This is a genomic window from Flavobacterium sp. YO12 (assembly GCF_004119495.1).
Classification (GTDB): domain Bacteria; phylum Bacteroidota; class Bacteroidia; order Flavobacteriales; family Flavobacteriaceae; genus Flavobacterium.
The window spans coordinates 1-17,257 of the sequence record NZ_NRQU01000049.1; the positions used below are offsets into that span (position 1 = coordinate 1).

A 17,257-nucleotide genomic window follows, 5' to 3' on the forward strand; every position below is an offset into this window, starting at 1 on the left:
TTTTGTGATATAAAGTTAGAAAAAACTCTGAACCTTTGTAACTCTGAACCTTTGTGCCTTAAAAATAAGAACCTTATTTCTTATCAACTACAGGTCTATTTTCTCTATTAGCTAAATCCCAAGCAACAACAAAAGCAAGTTTTGTTCTTTTAGTTAAAGCGTCGTATTCAATTTTTTCAGGATTGTCGTCTTTTCCGTGGTAATCTTCGTGAACTCCGTTGAAGAAGAAAACAGAAGGAATACCATGTTTAGCAAAGTTATAATGATCAGAACGCTCGTAGAAATGATTTGGATCTTTTGGATCATTGAATTTAAAATCTAAATCTACTTTAGTGTATTTTTCATTTTGAGATACTACAGCATTGTGTAAATCCGATGATAATCGATCAGCACCAATTACATAAACATAATTGTTTGTTTTAGCATGTTCTACGTCACGACGACCAATCATATCAATATTGATATCGGCAACAGTATTGGCAAGTGGAAATAAAGGATTTTCAGAGTAATAACGTGAACCATGTAAACCATGTTCTTCGCCAGTTACGTGAAGGAATAAAATTGAACGTTTTGGTCCGTGCCCTTGTTTTTTTGCTTTGGCAAATGCCTTAGCCATTTCTATAACCGCAACAGTTCCAGAACCGTCATCATCGGCACCGTTATATATGTCTTCACCTTTAATGCCTACGTGGTCGTAATGCGCTGAAATTACTAAAACTTCATTTGGTTTTTCAGATCCTTCAATATATGCCCAGATGTTTTCAGAGTCTGGTAAGTTTTCGTTACGTCTTGCATTTAGGAAAGATGCAGGGATATGCTGGTAATAATCTTTTGCTCCTTTTGGGAATGAAACACCGCTTTTTTTGTATTGCTCAATCATATATAATCCAGCCTTTTTTTGTCCGGGAGAACCCGTTTCTCGACCTTGCATTTCATCTGATGCAACAACATACAGCATTTTTTTTAGGTCTTTTTCAGAAATCGAGTTTAAGTATTTCGTTGGATCTGAGTTGTCTTTTGATGCAGCAGATTGGGTGTTTTTACACGAAAACGCTGAGGCAATTAATAATAAAACTACAATTTTTTTCATTTGGTATTAGTGTAAATTGATAAATGTGTAAAAAGCAAAAGCAATTAGTAAAAATAGAATAAAAAAATGAATTTATGAAAAATAATACTACGCTTTTGGTAAAGGATACAATTCTCGATTCTCCGTAAAATCTATGATGCGCTGGGAAAAAATAATAAAACGCCCACATGACTCCTGCAAATGTGAAACAGTCAATTACGATAGAAAGAAAAGAATTGTTTATTGCGTTTCCTATTTTTCCAACGGAGAAAAGTACTAGAAAAATCAGTAGTAAAAACGAAAAATAATGCAGCGTAAATATACCATGGTCAAAATAGTACCAACGCTTTTTATTATGAAAGATCCATAAAAAGAAAGCGAAAAATGGCATGATAATAAACAAAACTTTGGGTAAGTTATGTATAAAAGACTCTATGAATTTATTGAAAAGTTCTTGATTCGTATTTTTATCCTTTATGATTTGTATTTTTCTGTTTATCCAATAACTAAAATCAGAAAGTTTCTCGGATTTTGAACCATATTTTTGAATGGAGTCGATTTGTTTAACAGATTTGTATCCTAAATTGATAAGACTATCGTCACTTGATTTTGGATTGTCCAGCATATTCTGAATCGCTTTTTTGTCTTCTGGTGATACTGATTCAGAATTTAATAAGGCTTTTACGTTTTCATTTTCTTTTAATGAATTTGTCTGCTTTGAAATTTCTTTTTGAACCTTTTCTGTTTTTACAGATTCGCTTGTGTCTTCTTCTACATGAATAGGAAACATAGCTATTAACAGAAAGGTTATAAAACTTATAAAAATATAAAGTCTTACCGGAGCCAAATAGGATAATCGTTTTCCTGAAAGATATTCTTTAGTTAAAGTTGAAGGTTTTAAAAGAAGGTTTTTTATTGTTTTCCAAAATGCATTTTCATAGTGTGTTAGATCTTCAATGAAATGAATAAATAAATGATGAAAAGTTTTACGGGAATCACTGTTTTCTTGTCCGCAGTTAGGACAGAACTTTTGTTCAACAACATGTCTGCAGTTCAAGCAGGTTTTGTCTTCTCTAATTTTGTTGTGTGACATTGGTGTATTAATTGTTTTGATTTTGGTTTTTTGATTGGTATTTTAAGATTTACTTTTTAAGCACTTCATTTAGAAAAAGCTGTAAATGCTCAAACGCTCTTTTTGCCGCAACGGGATTATAAGCAGCACCTTTTGAATTATCATTTCCAGCTTCAGGATTTGTAAACGAGTGTACCGAATTTGCATAATAAATCATCTGCCAATCGGCTTTAGAATCACGCATTTCCTGCTGAAATGATGCCACTTCATCTTTTGATACAAACGGATCATCAGCACCATGACAAATAAGAACTTTAGTAGTAATTGGTTCGGTTTTTCTAGAAGCATCTTTTCCTAAACCTCCATGAAACGAAGCAACACCTTTAAGTTTTAAACCTCCGCGAGCGGCTTCTAAAACTCCTGTTCCTCCAAAACAATACCCAATAGCGGCAATATTGTCTTGGTTTGCGCCTAATTTTATTAATTCATAAAGTGCAATATCAATTCTTTTTTGGTATACTTCATAATTTGTTTTATAATAACCGGCTTGTTTTCCAGCTTCAGAAGTGTTTTTAGGAACATTTCCTTCGCCATAAATATCAGCTATAAAAACATTATAGCCCAGTTTGGCTAAATTTTCGGCAATTCCTTTAGAAGCAGAATCAATTCCAAGCCATGCTGGAAGCAATAAAATGCTTGGGTTTTCGATACTTTTTTTAGCCGCTTTTATATATAAGCCATTTAAAACCTGCTTGCCGTCAGAATATTTTATTGGTTTCAATTGTGCATTCATTAGAGTAGTATTTAGTAAAATTCCTAAAACAAATAGCTGTATGATTTTCATAAAATGATATTTTTAAGACAAATATGAGGAATATTACAATAAAAAAAAACCTCAAAAGACATTTCTTCTGAGGTTTGTTTATTTAAAGCAGACTTTAGAGATTATTCTCCTGGATGATAAGTACGTTCTGCATTTTTTTCGACGTCCTCTTTATAAAATAAAACATCTTTAAATTGTCCATTTTGATACATTTGGGCTTGATCAAAAAAATGTTTTGAGTTTATGTCACCGCTATTTCCTCCTGCTAATAAAGATTTCGCTTTTATCTTTGATCCAAATTCAACCACGCAGACAAAACTATTGCCATTGTAACCGTAACGTTTTTTAGAACCATTTTGGTAACTGCTTTTAAAAGAAGGAAGACTTCCCCAAGAACCGGGGCCATAAGCAATTGGTAAACTTGGTTTCGAATCGTCGTATTTTAAATTAATATCACCATTAGAACGTTGAAAACGATTAATTTCTCCCCACGGAATCTGCCATGTTCCCCATTTTGCTTTTAGATCTTTTACTACTGCCTGCAATTGTGGAACTAATTGGTCTGCAGTCGCATTTTTAGCAAATTTTTTAGTGTTTTCTACCTGATCAGTTTCTCCTTCATTAACATAAGCTTTTTGAATGATAGGATCTAGTTTGTATGCCCATTCGACTGCTAGAGTTGTTGCTATAGAATTTTCTTTGGCATAATAATCCCAGTTTTTTAAAATAGAGATTGGTTCAGCAAGTTCAATGTAGGCTGCATCAGTTGGTTTTATATTTTTTTCGAAAACTTCTGTTAAAGCAGGAATTAAGATTTCAAAAATAGATAGTTTAGAATCGTAACCGTCTGTAATAACTTCGTCTAAAGTGTATTTTTTGTCTTGGCTAAAAATACGAACAGCATTTATTCCCCTAAAATTTTCTCCATCAGGAGCCATATAGGCAGGGTAGTCTTCTTTTTTTGGACTGTTAGTTCCTGCAGCGGTGTATGGTGTTGAGTTACAGTTTTGAAGCCAGCCATTTGTTGGATTATACAAATGAACTGTTTCATTCACGTCGTGCAGTCCTTTCCATTGTGTCGCAGAAATCGATCCGTCAACTACTTTTGACCAATTGAGTTTTTTATCTCTTACCGGAATAAAGTTTCCATGCCAATAAGCAATATTTCCTTTACTGTCCGCATAAACAGTATTGTTGGAAGTATTGGCTTTCAAATCCATTGCTTTTTTATAGTCGTTAAAATCTGTTGATTTAGTTCTAACCCAGCTTTGAATTAAACTATTCATTGAGCGGTTATTAGATTTTAAACTTATCCATTTTCCGTCTCGTTTAGCCATTATTGGACCATTATTGGTAAAATAAGTTTTAAATGTTTTAGGAACTAGTTTTCCATCCTCTAAATACTTAATGGTGATTTCTTTCTCAATTACAGGAATTAATTTTTTGTCGTATTCGTAGAACAGTTTATTTTTTTTCAAAATAATTTTTTCCGCATACATATCGGCAACATCTACATTTGAAGAAGTGTGCATCCAGCCGCAGTTTTCATTAAATCCTTGATAGATAAAAAATTGCCCCCAGGTCACGGCGCCATAAGCATTTAAACCTTCTTCACTCGAAACTTGTACTTCGGGTCTAAAATAAAAAGTAGTATGAGGATTAATATAAAGAATAGCATTTCCAGAAGCCGTTTTTGAAGGAGCAAAGGCAAATCCATTTGAACCAGTCTGTACATTTTTTTCTCTTTCTACGTAGGCTGTTTTTTCATTACTGCCCGAGTAAAAAGCTTTTAATTCTCCTACTGAAAGATCGGCTGTACTAATTGCACCAATACTGCCATCTGTCCAAAGTAAAGGAAACCAAGGCTCGAAATGAGTTAGTAAAAGAGGTTTTACTTCAGGATGTTTGTATAAGTAAAAATTGATTCCATCAGCATAACTATCCAATAGTTTTTTGAGCCATGGAGCGGCATTTTTATAATCGGTTTTAGCTTCGTTAATATCTATTAAAAGTTTTATTTCTAAATCATTATATAAAACAGATTGTCCTTTTATTTCAGAAAGACGACCTAGTTTTTCGATATAATTCATCTCAACACGTTTAAAGTCATCTTCGCATTGTGCATACATTAAACCAAAAACAGTCGCAGCATCCGTTTTTCCATAAATATGAGGAATTCCCCAATTATCACGAATTATGGTTACTTTTTGTGCCGTTTCCTGTAATTTTGCAATGTCTTTTTTACTTAGATTTTGAGAAAAAACAAACATAGAAAAGCAGCAAAAAAGAAGTGTTGTTTGTAACAATTTAGCAGAATAAATCATATTGTTTTTTTTACAAGGATACATTTCGTTTAAAGGCACATCCTAATTCAACCATCGAGTCTGTTTTTGCAATTCCAGGGATATTATCGATTTTTTCGTATAATATTTTTCGCATATGCTCGTGGTTTTTTGCCGTAATCTTAAGGTAAAGCGTAAAAGATCCAGTTACAAAATAACATTCTGTGATCTCTGGAATTGCTTTTAAGGCTTCAATAATTCTTTCCGAGTCAGAATCTTTATTGAGTGTAATTCCGGTAAAGGAAGCCCAGTCATAGCCAATTTGCTTTTCATTTAAAATAGGTTTGATGCCTGCAATTATGCCTTGTTCAAATAAACGATTAATACGTTGATGCACCATTGTATTCGAAATCTTCAAATTAGAAGCAATTGTCGAATAAGCTATTCTGCCATCTTTTTCTAATTCTTTGATAATTTTTACGTCAAACTCATCTAAAATATCCATGCGAAAATTTTTATTTTCTGTAAAGATAAAAATAAGTCTGATTTGTCTGGGTAATTATAAAAACAAAATGACTTAATATGTGTTTTAAAATTAATGTTTTGGTTTTTTAAAAGCTATTTTTAAGTTAAATTGTCTTGTTTTTGATTTAAAATAAATAATTTTTATACTTTTGCAGAAGTAAAAAAGAAATTATCATGGCAAATACTCAAGAAATACTTTCGGCAAAATCTGAGATTTTAATCGAGAAAGAGAATAAATACGGAGCTCACAATTACCATCCGCTTCCTGTGGTTTTAGAAAAGGGAGAAGGCGTTTATGTATGGGATGTTGACGGGAAAAAGTATTATGATTTTTTATCGGCATATTCAGCAGTAAATCAAGGGCATTGTCATCCTAAAATTGTGAAAGCAATGGTTGATCAAGCTCAAAAATTGACGCTTACTTCTCGTGCTTTTTACAATGATAAATTAGGAAACTACGAAGAATTTGTAACGAAGTATTTTGGTTTTGATAAAGTTTTACCAATGAATACAGGTGCAGAAGCTGTTGAAACCGCTCTTAAAGTATGTCGTAAATGGGCTTATGAAGTAAAAGGGATTCCAGAAAATCAAGCGCAGATCATTGTTTGCGAGAATAATTTTCACGGAAGAACAACTACAATTATTTCGTTTTCTAATGATGAATCGGCTCGTAAAAACTTTGGACCGTTTACAGATGGATTTATAAAAATTGAATATGATAATCTTGAAGCACTTGAAAAAGCTTTAGAATCATCAAAAACTATTGCAGGATTTTTAGTAGAGCCAATTCAAGGTGAAGCTGGTGTTTATGTACCGTCTGAAGGATATTTAGCAAAAGCAAAAGCACTGTGCGAAAAACATAATGTTTTATTTATTGCCGATGAGGTTCAAACAGGAATTGCGCGTACAGGAAAATTATTAGCGGTTCACCATGAAAATGTACAGCCTGATATTTTGATTTTGGGTAAAGCCATTTCGGGCGGAGTTTATCCAGTTTCGGCTGTTTTATGTAATGACGAAATTATGAATGTCATTAAACCGGGTCAGCATGGATCTACTTTTGGAGGAAATCCTGTTGCGGCGGCTGTTGCAATTGCAGCTTTGGAAGTTGTAAAAGAAGAAAATCTTGCTGAAAATGCAGAGCGTTTAGGTATTATTTTAAGAAAGGGATTAAACGAAATCGCTGAAAGAAATAATTTAATTACACTGGTTCGCGGTAAAGGACTTTTGAATGCTATTGTTATTAACTGCGATGAAGATTCTGATTTAGCTTGGCAGATTTGTCTAAAATTTAGAGATAACGGACTGCTTGCAAAACCAACTCATGGTAATAAAATTAGATTAGCACCACCTTTGGTAATGACAGAAACTCAAATACAAGAATGTCTGGTTATAATCGAAAAATCATTGAATGAATTTAAGTAATTAATTCAGCTTACTTTATTATATAAAAAGGCGATTGTTTAACTACAATCGCCTTTTGGTTATAATTACTTAAAATATCAAAAAAAGTAATTATCTCGTCGAATAGATGCGTGAGACATTTACTCTTAATTATATTAAAATCTTACTTTTTTAAGTTCCCACAATGTTTTGATAAAAGTATCAACGTCTTGTGTGGTATTGTAAAAAGCCAATGAAGGACGAACTGTAGTTTCAACTCCCATTCGTCGTAAAATAGGCTGTGCGCAATGATGACCGGTACGTACTGCAACACCTTCTTTATTCAAAGCCTGTCCAACTTGATCATTGCTGTAACCTTGTAAGTTAAAAGACAATACACTCGCTTTATCTTTTGCAGTTCCAATCAATCGTACACCTGGAATTTCTTTTAAAAGATTTGTTGCGTATTCCAGTAAATAATGCTCGTATTGTCCAATGGCATCGATACCTAATTTGGTAACATAATCGATTGCTGCGCCAAGACCAATAGCATCTGCAATATTTCCTGTTCCAGCTTCAAAACGATTAGGAGCTTTGTGGTATTTTATTTCCTCAAAAGTTACATCCTGAATCATGTTTCCGCCAGATTGATACGGTGGCATTTCATTTAATAAATCTTCTTTACCATACAAAGCGCCAATTCCGGTTGGACCAAAAAGCTTATGTCCAGAAAATACGAGCCAATCTGGATTTAAATCCTGTACATCAACTTTCATGTGCGAAACGGATTGTGCGCCGTCTATTAGAACTTTGGCACCTACAGCATGCGCCATTTCAGTAATTCTTTTAGCAGGAGTTACGGTACCAAGTGCGTTTGAAACTTGTGTAAAAGCAACCAAACGTGTTTTTGAGTTTAGCAGTTTTGCATATTCATCCAGCAAAATCTGACCATCGTCATCAACAGGAATTACTCTAAGTTTTAAACCTTTTTTGTCTGCTAGTCGTTTCCACGGAACTATATTGGCGTGATGTTCTAAATTACTTACGATAATTTCATCGCCGGCACTCAAATTTTGATCACCCCAAGTACACGCAACTAAATTTATTGCTTCTGTTGCACCTCGCACAAAAACAATTTCGTTTACCGAAGAGGCATTCAAGAATGTTTTTACTTTTTCACGAGCTGCTTCATAAGCATCAGAAGCTCTTGCGGCTAATTCATGTGCTGCACGATGAATGTTTGAGTTTTCATGTTCATAGAAATAAGCAATACGCTCAATTACCGATTTTGGTTTTTGAGTGGTAGCCGCATTATCAAACCAAACTAGTGGTTTTCCATTTACCGTTTCGCTTAAAATTGGAAAATCCTTTTTGATCAAATTGGCATCAAAATGAGAAGTTGTAAAACCGTTAATTTCTTTGTGGTCAAAAGTATTTCCAACTACTGCATTTGTATTTCTTTTATCAAAAGCAAACGGATTTTGATCTAAAAAGTAATATGAATTTGCAGCGTCATTTCCATTAAATGGAAAAGCTTCACGTTTTGTAAATTGTGTATCAACAAATGCTAAAGCTGCTTTTAGTTCAGTCTCAAAAGACGAATTTTCTGTTTGAAATGGCAGATATTCATTGTTTAAGAGCAACTGTGAAAAAAAGCTTTCTTCATTTAATTGTGGAGTTACTGCGTTTTTCAAATTAGTATCATAAAAACTAGTATGCGGATTGTTGAGGTTTAAATTATAATCTTCCTGAACTCCCGATGTTGTAACGCCGCTATTAGGATCAAATCCTGCTCCGGCATTAGGATATAATGCTGAAGCTCCTGAACCATAATTTGCAACTGTAGGTGAGGCTCCAAAACCACTAATTGCAGGCAAAGCCGAAGGGGCGTTTACTGTGCTTTGTGATGAAATTGGAGGGTCACCGCTGCCTAAATTGCCAGTTTGCAAAAACGTTTGTACAACTTTTGCGGCACGAGGATGTTCATTGCGATCTGGACTTAACGAGATTTCTTTAGGAAACTCGTTAGGCAGCGCCTTGAACAATTCGTTGGCTAAATGCTGTAAATCGTCAATGTTTGGCAAGCTGTTATTGTTAGTATTTGTACTCATGATATTTGCCTATTTCTACATCTTCTAAAACTGCGATCGCATCATCTACTAAAATGGCTAATGAACAATAAAGAGATACCAAATAAGAGGCAATTGCTTTTTCGTTTATTCCCATAAAACGAACTGATAATCCCGGAGATTGCTCGCCTTGCAGTCCCGGTTGAATAAGACCGATAACACCTTGACGACTTTCGCCGGTACGCAATAAAATGATTTTTGATTTTCCGTTTTTAATTGGCAGTTTATCCGATGGAATCAGCGGAATACCTCTCCAAGTCAAAAATTGAGATCCAAATAAAGACGTAGTTGGCGGCGGTACACCACGACGTGTACATTCGCGTCCAAAAGCAGCAATAGCTAATGGATGCAGCAAGAAAAAACCAGGTTCTTTCCATACTTTAGTCAGTAACTCGTCTAAATCGTCTGGAGTTGGTGCGCCCGTTCTGGTTTTTATAATTTGAGAGGGTGCAACATTACTCAATAAGCCATAATCTTTGTTATTGATTAATTCGCTTTCCTGACGCTCTTTAATCGTTTCTATTGCCAGTCGAAGCTGCTCAGAAATTTGATTATAAGGTTTGCTGTACAAGTCAGAAACACGAGTATGTACTTCGACAATAGTTTGTACGGCAGCAAGATTATATTCTCGAGGATTCTCGATATAATCAACAAAGGTATTTGGTAAAACCCTTTCGTCTCGTGCAGAACAGTCAACTTGTATATGATTGGCATCTTTTACTTTGTTCAAACGAAAAACTCCAGATTCTACGGGAGTCCAATGTAAAAGATGCGTCAGCCAGCGTGGACTGATAGTTCCAATTTGAGGAACTGTACGTGTAGCAATTGCTAATTGTCTAGCAGCTACATCTCCTAATGCGGTCTGCTGTTGTTTTGATTCCGCCATGATTTAAAGGTTTAAAAGGTTAATTGATTTTTGATTAAAAATGCTTATTATTAGATGTTTAGAAAATTTTTTTAATTTGATATATAAATTTAGATTAAAAATAAAAGCACTCAAAATAAATTGGATTTAATTTATGGTAAAATTGTTTTTAAATTATTGATATACAGTGTTTATGAATCGGTTATTCACTAAATGCAATAGAATTATTGTCTTTTATTTTAATTTCATTTTTGTGATATACGATTGAATTTGACGGGACAGTATAAGTAAGCCAGACATTTCCGCCAATGATCGAATCGCTTCCTACAACCGTTTGTCCGCCCAAAATGGTGCTGTTCGAATAAATAATAACATTGTTCTCAATAGTTGGATGTCTTTTAATGAAAGCATCTTCTTTTTTTACACTCAAAGCACCCAGCGTAACACCTTGAAAAAGTTGTACATTATCGCCTATAACAGTGGTTTCTCCAATTACAATTCCAGTTCCGTGGTCAATTGCAAAATCATTTCCTATTTGTGCGCCCGGATGAATTTCTATACTGGTTTTAATATGTGCATATTCTGAGATAGTTCTTGCTAAAAGCTTTAAATCCTGTTTCCATAATTGATGTGAAAATCGGTATATCGCAATAGCAAAAAAGCCGGGATATGAATACAATACTTCTTCGAGCGATTTTGCGGCTGGATCTTTTGTAAAAATGCTTAAAGCATCATTTATCGTCTTTTTATGCAAATGCGGTATGGCGTTAAAAAAAGTCAGTGTCTGCTCTTTATCAGGATCGTTTCTTTGCGAAAAATCTTGAACTAATTCATCAAAACGCTTTTTCAATTGATTGAATTTGTATTTAATTGTAGCTTCAGATTCGTATGATTTTGACGTATTTGAAAACAAAATGACGAATAAGTCATCAATAAACAGGTGGATTAATTTCTTCTCTGGAAGTATTAGTAATTCCTGATGCTGTTTTGCTATTTCTTGATAAAATGAATTCATAATAAAGTGTTTTTTGGTTAGTAACTAACATTTACGAGAAATCAACTAATCTGAATTTGTACTTTTAAAATAGGCTAAATGTCTGAGTTTTTAGGTGTCGAAAATTTCTCTCTTATATAATAAACAGGTATTCCAATTCCTGCAATGATCAATCCAGGCCAAGTGTAAGTAGGTTTGTAAATGATTAATAAAATGCAAAAAGCTGATCCTAAAAGAATATAAATGGCGGGCAAAAACGGATATCCAAAAGCTTTATAAGGGCGTTCGTGTTTAGGTTTGTTAATACGCAGCACAAAAATTCCAGCAATAGTGATAACGTAAAACAAAACCACGACAAAAGAAATCATGTCTAGCAAATTGCCGTAACGTCCGCTTAAACTCAAAATTACGGCCATAAAAAACTGTATCCAAAGTGCATTTGCAGGAACTGAATGTTTGTTTAATATCGCCGTTTTTTTGAAGAACAAACCGTCTTTTGCCATACTTTGATAAACTCTTGCGCCCGATAAAATCATTCCGTTAGCACAACCAAACGAAGCAATTAAAATCATTAAGGCAATAATCGAAGTTCCGCTTGAACCAAAAATAGCCTGCGCAGCCGCAATTCCAACGCGATCTTTTTCTGGTGTTCCAATAGCTTCAACAGGTAAAACAGCGGTAAACATTACATTTAATGAAACATAAATTAGGGTTACAACTGCAGTTCCTAGAAGTAAACTCAAACCAATATTGCGTTTTGGATTTTTTATTTCGTCAGATACAAAAGTTACATTGTTCCATGCGTCGTAACTAATTACCGTTCCTACTAATGCCGAAGCTATTGCACCCCAAAATGCTGGTGTATTCGTATATTGTAAAAAAGTGCCGTCAGGATTTAGCTTTTGAAGATGAAATGGATTCGTCCAGTTTGTCTGCCAGATTTCGGGTTTAAAAAATATAAATCCGAAAATAATTAATGCTAATAAGCTGATCAACTTAGTTCCTGTAAAAAACTTCTGAATGACCTTTCCTAGTTTTACACCTTTGGTATTTATATAAGTCAGAATAAATAACAAGACAATAGAGGAGAGCTGTGCCGGAGAAATTGTAAACGATTCTCCAATTCTAAAAGCAATCAAATCTTCACTAAAAAACGGAAAAAAGTAAGCCAGAAATTTAAAGAACGAAACACAAACTGCGGCAATTGTTCCTGTTTGAATAACCGTAAATAAACTCCAGCCGTAAACAAAAGCAACAAGAGGATTGTAAGCTTCTTTTAAATAAACATATTGACCTCCTGATTTAGGAAACATACCGCTTAATTCACCATAACTTACCGCAGCGATCAAAGTCATGAAACCGCCAATGAGCCAAACTAAAATAAGCCATCCTGCTGATCCTACGTTTCGGGTAACATCAGCACTCACAATAAAAATTCCAGAACCAATCATTCCGCTGGCAACCAATAAGGCTGCATCGGCAAGACCGAGTTCTCTTTTGTATTCTTGTTTTTTTTCTATTTCAGACATTCTAAATTTTATTTTTATAACTAAACCAATTCAGCATTGGTTAAAGGTGTTGTAGGTGTTTCTTGCGGAATTCTTCCTTGTAAATGCGGTAAAGAGGCATTTGGTAAACGGGGTAAAACTAGTTTTGCAAAATAGTTGGCTTCTTCAATCAAAGGAAATCCTGAGAAAATGAAAGAACGAAAACCCATATCCATATAGCGATTTAGTTTTTCTATAATTTGATCAGCACTTCCAACTAAACCGCTTCCGCAGCCAGAAAAAACTTTACCAATATCTGTCCATAAAATATCCTCGACATAACCATCATCATCTGCAGTTTCTCTTAATTCGTCTTGTTTTAAAACACCTAATGAACGTGAATCTTCACCGCGGCTTCTAATTTCTAAACCTCGCTTTTCGTCAAACTTTGAAATCAGTTTTTTGGCGTAAGCTTTTGCTTCTTCTTGTGTTTCACGAACAATTACATGTATTCTTAATCCAAAATCAATAGTTCTTCCTTCAGCAGCAGCGCGTTCGCTCATTTCCTTAAGAGTGGCATACATCGATTCTTCAGATTCCGGCCAAGTCAAAAACACATCGCAATGTTTGGCGCAAACAGCTCTGGAACCAGGTGAAGTTCCTCCAAAATACAATAACGGACCACCGTTTTGCTGATACGATTTTACAGGATCAGAAGGCAGATCAAACTGATAAATTTCGCCTTTGTGAGAGATTCGGTCTTGCGTCCAGCCTTGCTGTAAAATCTGAATTACTTCAGAACATCTTTGGTATCTTACATTTGGATCTTCGCGTGTTCCGGGTAAATCAGAATTAATGATATTCAAAATCAGTCTTCCTTTCAGCATATGATCCAGCGAAGAAATGGCTCGCGCTAACATGGGCGGATGTACTTCGCCGGTACGAATTGCGAGCAAAAATGTAATTTTGTTGGTTTCGGGCGCAACACTTGCCGCAAAAGCCAATCCGTCTTGACCGACAGTATAAGCAGATGGATATAAAATATTGCTGAAACCTAATTTTTCAGCTTCCAGCGTAATGTCACGGCAATGCTCGTAGCTGCTGCGACGATCATTGTCTAAAATGCCTAAATATTCTGTATCGCCGCCAATAATATCATTAAACCAAGAAATCTCTGCGACTCTTTCGGGTGTTCTAATGGCGACAGTTTCAATTTTTCCCTCAATCATTTTTTTTCTTCTTTTTTAAGCTCTTTTTTATTTTTGTATTCTTTTTATCTTGTGAGTTTATTGTATCAGTTTCACTAAACCAGAAAAATTCAGAAGACTTTTTTGGTGTTCTCATTGATACAGCTGGTGCAGGATTAATGTTGATCTGATTCATTTTTTTAAGTTTTAAATAGTTATTTTTTAAAAACTGTTTTTCCTTCTTTAATCGTTTCCAAAACAATTATGTCTTTTATTTTAGAAGGCTCAACTTTAGTTAAATCATCAGAAAGAACCACTAAATCAGCTAGTTTTCCAGTTTCTATAGAACCTTTGCTGTTTTCTTCAAAATATTGATATGCTCCGTTTATGGTAATAGCGCGTAAACCTTCGATAGGAGTAAGGCGTTCGTCAGGACCAATAACTTGTCCAGAACGTGATTTTCTTTCTACAGATGTCCACAGCAAAAACAATTGGTTTAGCGGTGTAACAGGATAATCAGTATGGTTTGTAGCGACAACTCCTTTTTTAATAGCTGTTTTTAAAGGGCTTAAGAAGTTTGCTCTTTCTGGACCTAAGTTGCGAACGTGTACGTCTCCCCAAAAAAAGGCGTGATTACTAAATAAAGCGGCAATTATACCCAGTTTTTTGTAGCCGTCTAATTGATCTGGTCGTACAAATTGTGAGTGAATAGTTACGGGTCTGCGATCGTTACTGTTTGTGTTTAAAGATTTATTAGCATTTTCGATTGCTTTTAAATACATATCGATGGTCGCATCTCCGTTGCAATGCACAAACGGACGAACATTGTTTTGAAAAGCTTTAATTACAAGGTCATTAAATTGATCTTGTGTAATGTTTGGGAAACCTGTACATTGATCATGATTACAACCTGGTACTTCTACTAAATATGATTTACTAAAAAAAGCTGTTTTACCTTGTGGAGAACCATCGGCAATCATTTTTGTTCCTGCTAGTTTTAAGTGATTTTTCAGTATACCAAATTTAAACTCAGGATTTTCTAGTACTTTTTCTAAAGTTGGATAGCCAGGTAATGCTTCAATATCAATAAACAAAGCATTTTTTTCGGCTGCTTTATGCAATAATTGCAGTGACTCATAACTTGTATATCCATCCTGAGCTGTGGTAATACCATTGCTTGCATAAAATAATTGCTGTTCATTTAAACTTTTTATCTGCTCTTCTAAAGATGGTGCTGGTTTTGCAGGTCTTTTTAATAATCTACTGGCATTTTCTTGTAATAAACCTGTAGGTTCATTTGTGCCTTTTTTTCTTTCGATGGCACCGCCGGCTGGGTTTGGAGTACTTGCATCAATTCCTGAAATTTTTAAAGCATAAGAATTTGAAACAGACATATGCCCGTTGATGTTCGTAATCGTTACGGGATTATTAGGAAATGCAGCATCAAGATCTTCTTTATTAGGATGTCTTTTTTCTTCTAATTGATCTTGATCGTATCCATAAGCATCAATCCATTCGCCTGGAGCGAGATTTTTTTGCTTCTGAAAATCCTGAATACGACTTACCAAATCGGCAATGTTTTTAACTGTACCCATTGGCGGTGAACCTACATTTACGGTAGTCGATCTTGATAATCCCATAAAATGGCTGTGTCCGTCAATAAATCCGGGAACCACAGTTTTGCCTTTTAAGTCAACAACAATTGTTTTTTTGTCTTTTAGTTTTTCAATTGTGCTATTGCTGCCAACTGCCAGAATTTTTCCATTACTTACTGCAACGGCTTGTGCTGTGCTGCTTTTGGCATCAACAGTAATTATATTTCCATTGATAAAAACCTTATCAGCTGTATTTTTTTGTTGAGCGGTAATAATCGTCGAAGCGAAGATTACAGCCAGATATTTAAAATTATTTTTCATTTCGTTATTTTTTTATTGATATTTTCTAAAGTGTTTTTTTATCTCGGAGCCAGTTTGTTATAAGCCAATTCATTACTAGGAATTGCCCAAACATAATTGCCTGCTGTTGGCAGCACTTCTGGAGCTACACCTGCATTTCCTGTTTTTCCTGGAAGAGTCTGCACGCGTCGCAATAAGTCTGGTGTACGGAATCCTTCGCCAACTAATTCTATTCTTCTTTCCGTTAAAATAGTGGCAATCAATTCGTCTTTTGTCGTAACACCAGTTGTAAAAACATAGGCGGCATCAGAACGATTTCGTACAGCAGATAATAAAGTTCTAGCCAAAGGAAGATTGTTATTCTGCGCAGCGGCTTCGGCATAGTTTAATATGATTTCGGCGTATCTAATAACGGGTACAAAATCAGTAAAAGGAGCGCTGTTTTTCTTGAATTTGTTTAGCAGTTTCTGACCAGTTGAATTGGTAATTACTAAAGCTTTTCTAGCATCTGTTGAGGTTGGCGAAGCAAAAACATCATTTGCAATAATTCCAGCACTATTAAAATAAAGAACTGGAGTTAAGTAATTTGGTCCTAGAGCACTTTGTAAACCTGGTGCTTCTGCAGCAGTTGTAAACGGAATGGTAAATATCGCTTCGCTACCTACATAAAGACCTCCAAAAACAGTTGCAATATTGGGCTCTAAACGATGTGTTAAACTTCCTGATACATATTGAAATGGTGCTGACTGCGGTACAATCTTACTTGCTTCTGAAACTACTTTTGCATAATCGCCTTTACTTAAATAGGCTCTCGTTTTTAAGGCAATCGCTGTAGCTTTATGTGCTCGCGAAGCGTTAAGAATTGCAGTTGAATAACTTTCTGGCAAATCAGCTTCGGCTTCGTCAAGATCTTTTAGTATTTGAGTGTAAACATCGGCAACCGAGCTAAAAGCGAAGTCATTAAGTCCGCCAGATGTGTTTCCTTTTAAGCGCAGCGGAAGCGCTGGCGCAGCACTATTTTGAGCGTAAGGTTTTGCATAAGTCTGCACTAAACTCAGGTACGAAATGGCTCTGATAAACTTGGCTTCGGCAATATAATTTTTGCGTAAATCATCGGTAACAACAGTTGTATTTGCTAAATTATCGATTAGTATATTCGAAAAATTAATCGCAGTATAAGCAACACTCCAAACAGAGTTTACAAAATCTCCAGATGAGGTTATAGACTGATTCCAAACATTGGCACCAGTTGAGTTATTTCCGTCATTTTGGCTAAATTCATTTCCTCGCTGCTCATTAAAAATAATGAATCGGCCGCCATACAATGACGGATTGCTTAATTGGGCATAAAGTCCATTTACCTGTGCCAAAATCTTGGCAGGTGTGCTAAAAGCAGTTTCTGTAGAAATACTTGTTTCCGGCACCGTATCTAAAGAATCATCACTGCATCCTGCCAATAATAGGGCTATAAATGGAGTAATAATAAAGGCTTTTGTGATGCTTTTTCTATAATTTTTATAATTGAAATTCATGATGTTTTTATTTA

The 17,257-nt window shown here is 35.0% G+C and carries 13 protein-coding genes; 1 reads left to right on the forward strand and 12 read right to left on the reverse strand.

The features are described 5' to 3' along the window. Positions 1-73: 73 nt before the first annotated feature. The 5 genes from BOW55_RS15115 to BOW55_RS15135 all read right to left on the reverse strand — a co-directional run bounded on the left by BOW55_RS15115 (position 74) and on the right by BOW55_RS15135 (position 5,751). Positions 74-1,090: a M28 family peptidase gene (locus BOW55_RS15115; protein ID WP_129024787.1), complete on the reverse strand. Its 1,017-nt coding sequence runs from the start codon at positions 1,088-1,090 to the stop codon at positions 74-76. Continuing rightward, entirely contained in the window at positions 1,041-2,162 is a 1,122-nt protein-coding gene (locus tag BOW55_RS15120; RefSeq protein ID WP_241686588.1) for a DUF3667 domain-containing protein, read from the reverse strand. Before BOW55_RS15120 ends, BOW55_RS15115 begins: the two co-directional genes overlap by 50 nt. Positions 2,163-2,211: 49 nt before the next feature. Continuing rightward, on the reverse strand, positions 2,212-2,985 hold the full coding sequence (locus BOW55_RS15125) for a dienelactone hydrolase family protein (RefSeq protein WP_129024788.1): 774 nt from the start codon (positions 2,983-2,985) through the stop codon (positions 2,212-2,214). A gap of 101 nt (positions 2,986-3,086) precedes the next feature. Further along, positions 3,087-5,288 carry a penicillin acylase family protein gene (locus tag BOW55_RS15130; protein WP_129024789.1) on the reverse strand — a complete coding sequence of 734 codons (2,202 nt, stop codon included), beginning with the start codon at positions 5,286-5,288 and terminating at the stop codon, positions 3,087-3,089. 10 nt (positions 5,289-5,298) lie between these two features. Beyond that, complete coding sequence (locus BOW55_RS15135) at positions 5,299-5,751, reverse strand: Lrp/AsnC family transcriptional regulator (protein ID WP_089053257.1); 453 nt, start codon at positions 5,749-5,751, stop codon at positions 5,299-5,301. Positions 5,752-5,945: 194 nt separating this feature from the next. Here BOW55_RS15135 and rocD point away from each other — a divergent pair, with 194 nt between their 5' ends. Continuing rightward, on the forward strand, positions 5,946-7,196 hold the full coding sequence (gene rocD / locus BOW55_RS15140) for an ornithine--oxo-acid transaminase (RefSeq protein ID WP_129024790.1): 1,251 nt from the start codon (positions 5,946-5,948) through the stop codon (positions 7,194-7,196). Between the two features lie 134 nt (positions 7,197-7,330). On the opposite strand, the gene BOW55_RS15145 is transcribed toward rocD, so the two are convergent. From BOW55_RS15145 to BOW55_RS15175, 7 genes are all read right to left on the reverse strand, one after another. Next, complete coding sequence (locus BOW55_RS15145; protein ID WP_129024791.1) at positions 7,331-9,265, reverse strand: family 2A encapsulin nanocompartment cargo protein cysteine desulfurase; 1,935 nt, start codon at positions 9,263-9,265, stop codon at positions 7,331-7,333. Next, positions 9,249-10,169 carry a family 2A encapsulin nanocompartment shell protein gene (locus BOW55_RS15150; RefSeq protein ID WP_129024792.1) on the reverse strand — a complete coding sequence of 307 codons (921 nt, stop codon included), beginning with the start codon at positions 10,167-10,169 and terminating at the stop codon, positions 9,249-9,251. Before BOW55_RS15150 ends, BOW55_RS15145 begins: the two co-directional genes overlap by 17 nt. Positions 10,170-10,350: 181 nt before the next feature. After that, positions 10,351-11,163, reverse strand: a complete 813-nt coding sequence (gene epsC, locus BOW55_RS15155; protein WP_129024793.1) for a serine O-acetyltransferase EpsC — start codon at positions 11,161-11,163, stop codon at positions 10,351-10,353. 74 nt (positions 11,164-11,237) lie between these two features. Then, positions 11,238-12,671: an APC family permease gene (locus tag BOW55_RS15160; protein ID WP_129024794.1), complete on the reverse strand. Its 1,434-nt coding sequence runs from the start codon at positions 12,669-12,671 to the stop codon at positions 11,238-11,240. A 20-nt stretch (positions 12,672-12,691) separates the two neighbouring features. Further along, positions 12,692-13,858, reverse strand: coding sequence for an LLM class flavin-dependent oxidoreductase (locus BOW55_RS15165; protein ID WP_129024795.1), 1,167 nt, complete (start codon positions 13,856-13,858; stop codon positions 12,692-12,694). A 173-nt stretch (positions 13,859-14,031) separates the two neighbouring features. Further along, positions 14,032-15,732: an amidohydrolase gene (locus BOW55_RS15170; protein ID WP_129024796.1), complete on the reverse strand. Its 1,701-nt coding sequence runs from the start codon at positions 15,730-15,732 to the stop codon at positions 14,032-14,034. 38 nt (positions 15,733-15,770) lie between these two features. Then, positions 15,771-17,243 (reverse strand): RagB/SusD family nutrient uptake outer membrane protein, encoded by a 1,473-nt coding sequence (locus BOW55_RS15175; protein ID WP_129024797.1) that lies wholly within the window; start codon positions 17,241-17,243, stop codon positions 15,771-15,773. Positions 17,244-17,257 lie beyond the last annotated feature (14 nt).

Bases quoted from the DNA above. Each gene is read 5' to 3' on its own strand.
- BOW55_RS15115 (WP_129024787.1), bottom strand. From the start codon at position 1,090: ATGAAAAAAATTGTAGTTTTATTATTAATTGCCTCAGCGTTTTCGTGT.
- BOW55_RS15120 (WP_241686588.1), bottom strand. From the start codon at position 2,162: ATGTCACACAACAAAATTAGAGAAGACAAAACCTGCTTGAACTGCAGA.
- BOW55_RS15125 (WP_129024788.1), bottom strand. From the start codon at position 2,985: ATGAAAATCATACAGCTATTTGTTTTAGGAATTTTACTAAATACTACT.
- BOW55_RS15130 (WP_129024789.1), bottom strand. From the start codon at position 5,288: ATGATTTATTCTGCTAAATTGTTACAAACAACACTTCTTTTTTGCTGC.
- BOW55_RS15135 (WP_089053257.1), bottom strand. From the start codon at position 5,751: ATGGATATTTTAGATGAGTTTGACGTAAAAATTATCAAAGAATTAGAA.
- rocD (WP_129024790.1), top strand. From the start codon at position 5,946: ATGGCAAATACTCAAGAAATACTTTCGGCAAAATCTGAGATTTTAATC.
- BOW55_RS15145 (WP_129024791.1), bottom strand. From the start codon at position 9,265: ATGAGTACAAATACTAACAATAACAGCTTGCCAAACATTGACGATTTA.
- BOW55_RS15150 (WP_129024792.1), bottom strand. From the start codon at position 10,169: ATGGCGGAATCAAAACAACAGCAGACCGCATTAGGAGATGTAGCTGCT.
- epsC (WP_129024793.1), bottom strand. From the start codon at position 11,163: ATGAATTCATTTTATCAAGAAATAGCAAAACAGCATCAGGAATTACTA.
- BOW55_RS15160 (WP_129024794.1), bottom strand. From the start codon at position 12,671: ATGTCTGAAATAGAAAAAAAACAAGAATACAAAAGAGAACTCGGTCTT.
- BOW55_RS15165 (WP_129024795.1), bottom strand. From the start codon at position 13,858: ATGATTGAGGGAAAAATTGAAACTGTCGCCATTAGAACACCCGAAAGA.
- BOW55_RS15170 (WP_129024796.1), bottom strand. From the start codon at position 15,732: ATGAAAAATAATTTTAAATATCTGGCTGTAATCTTCGCTTCGACGATT.
- BOW55_RS15175 (WP_129024797.1), bottom strand. From the start codon at position 17,243: ATGAATTTCAATTATAAAAATTATAGAAAAAGCATCACAAAAGCCTTT.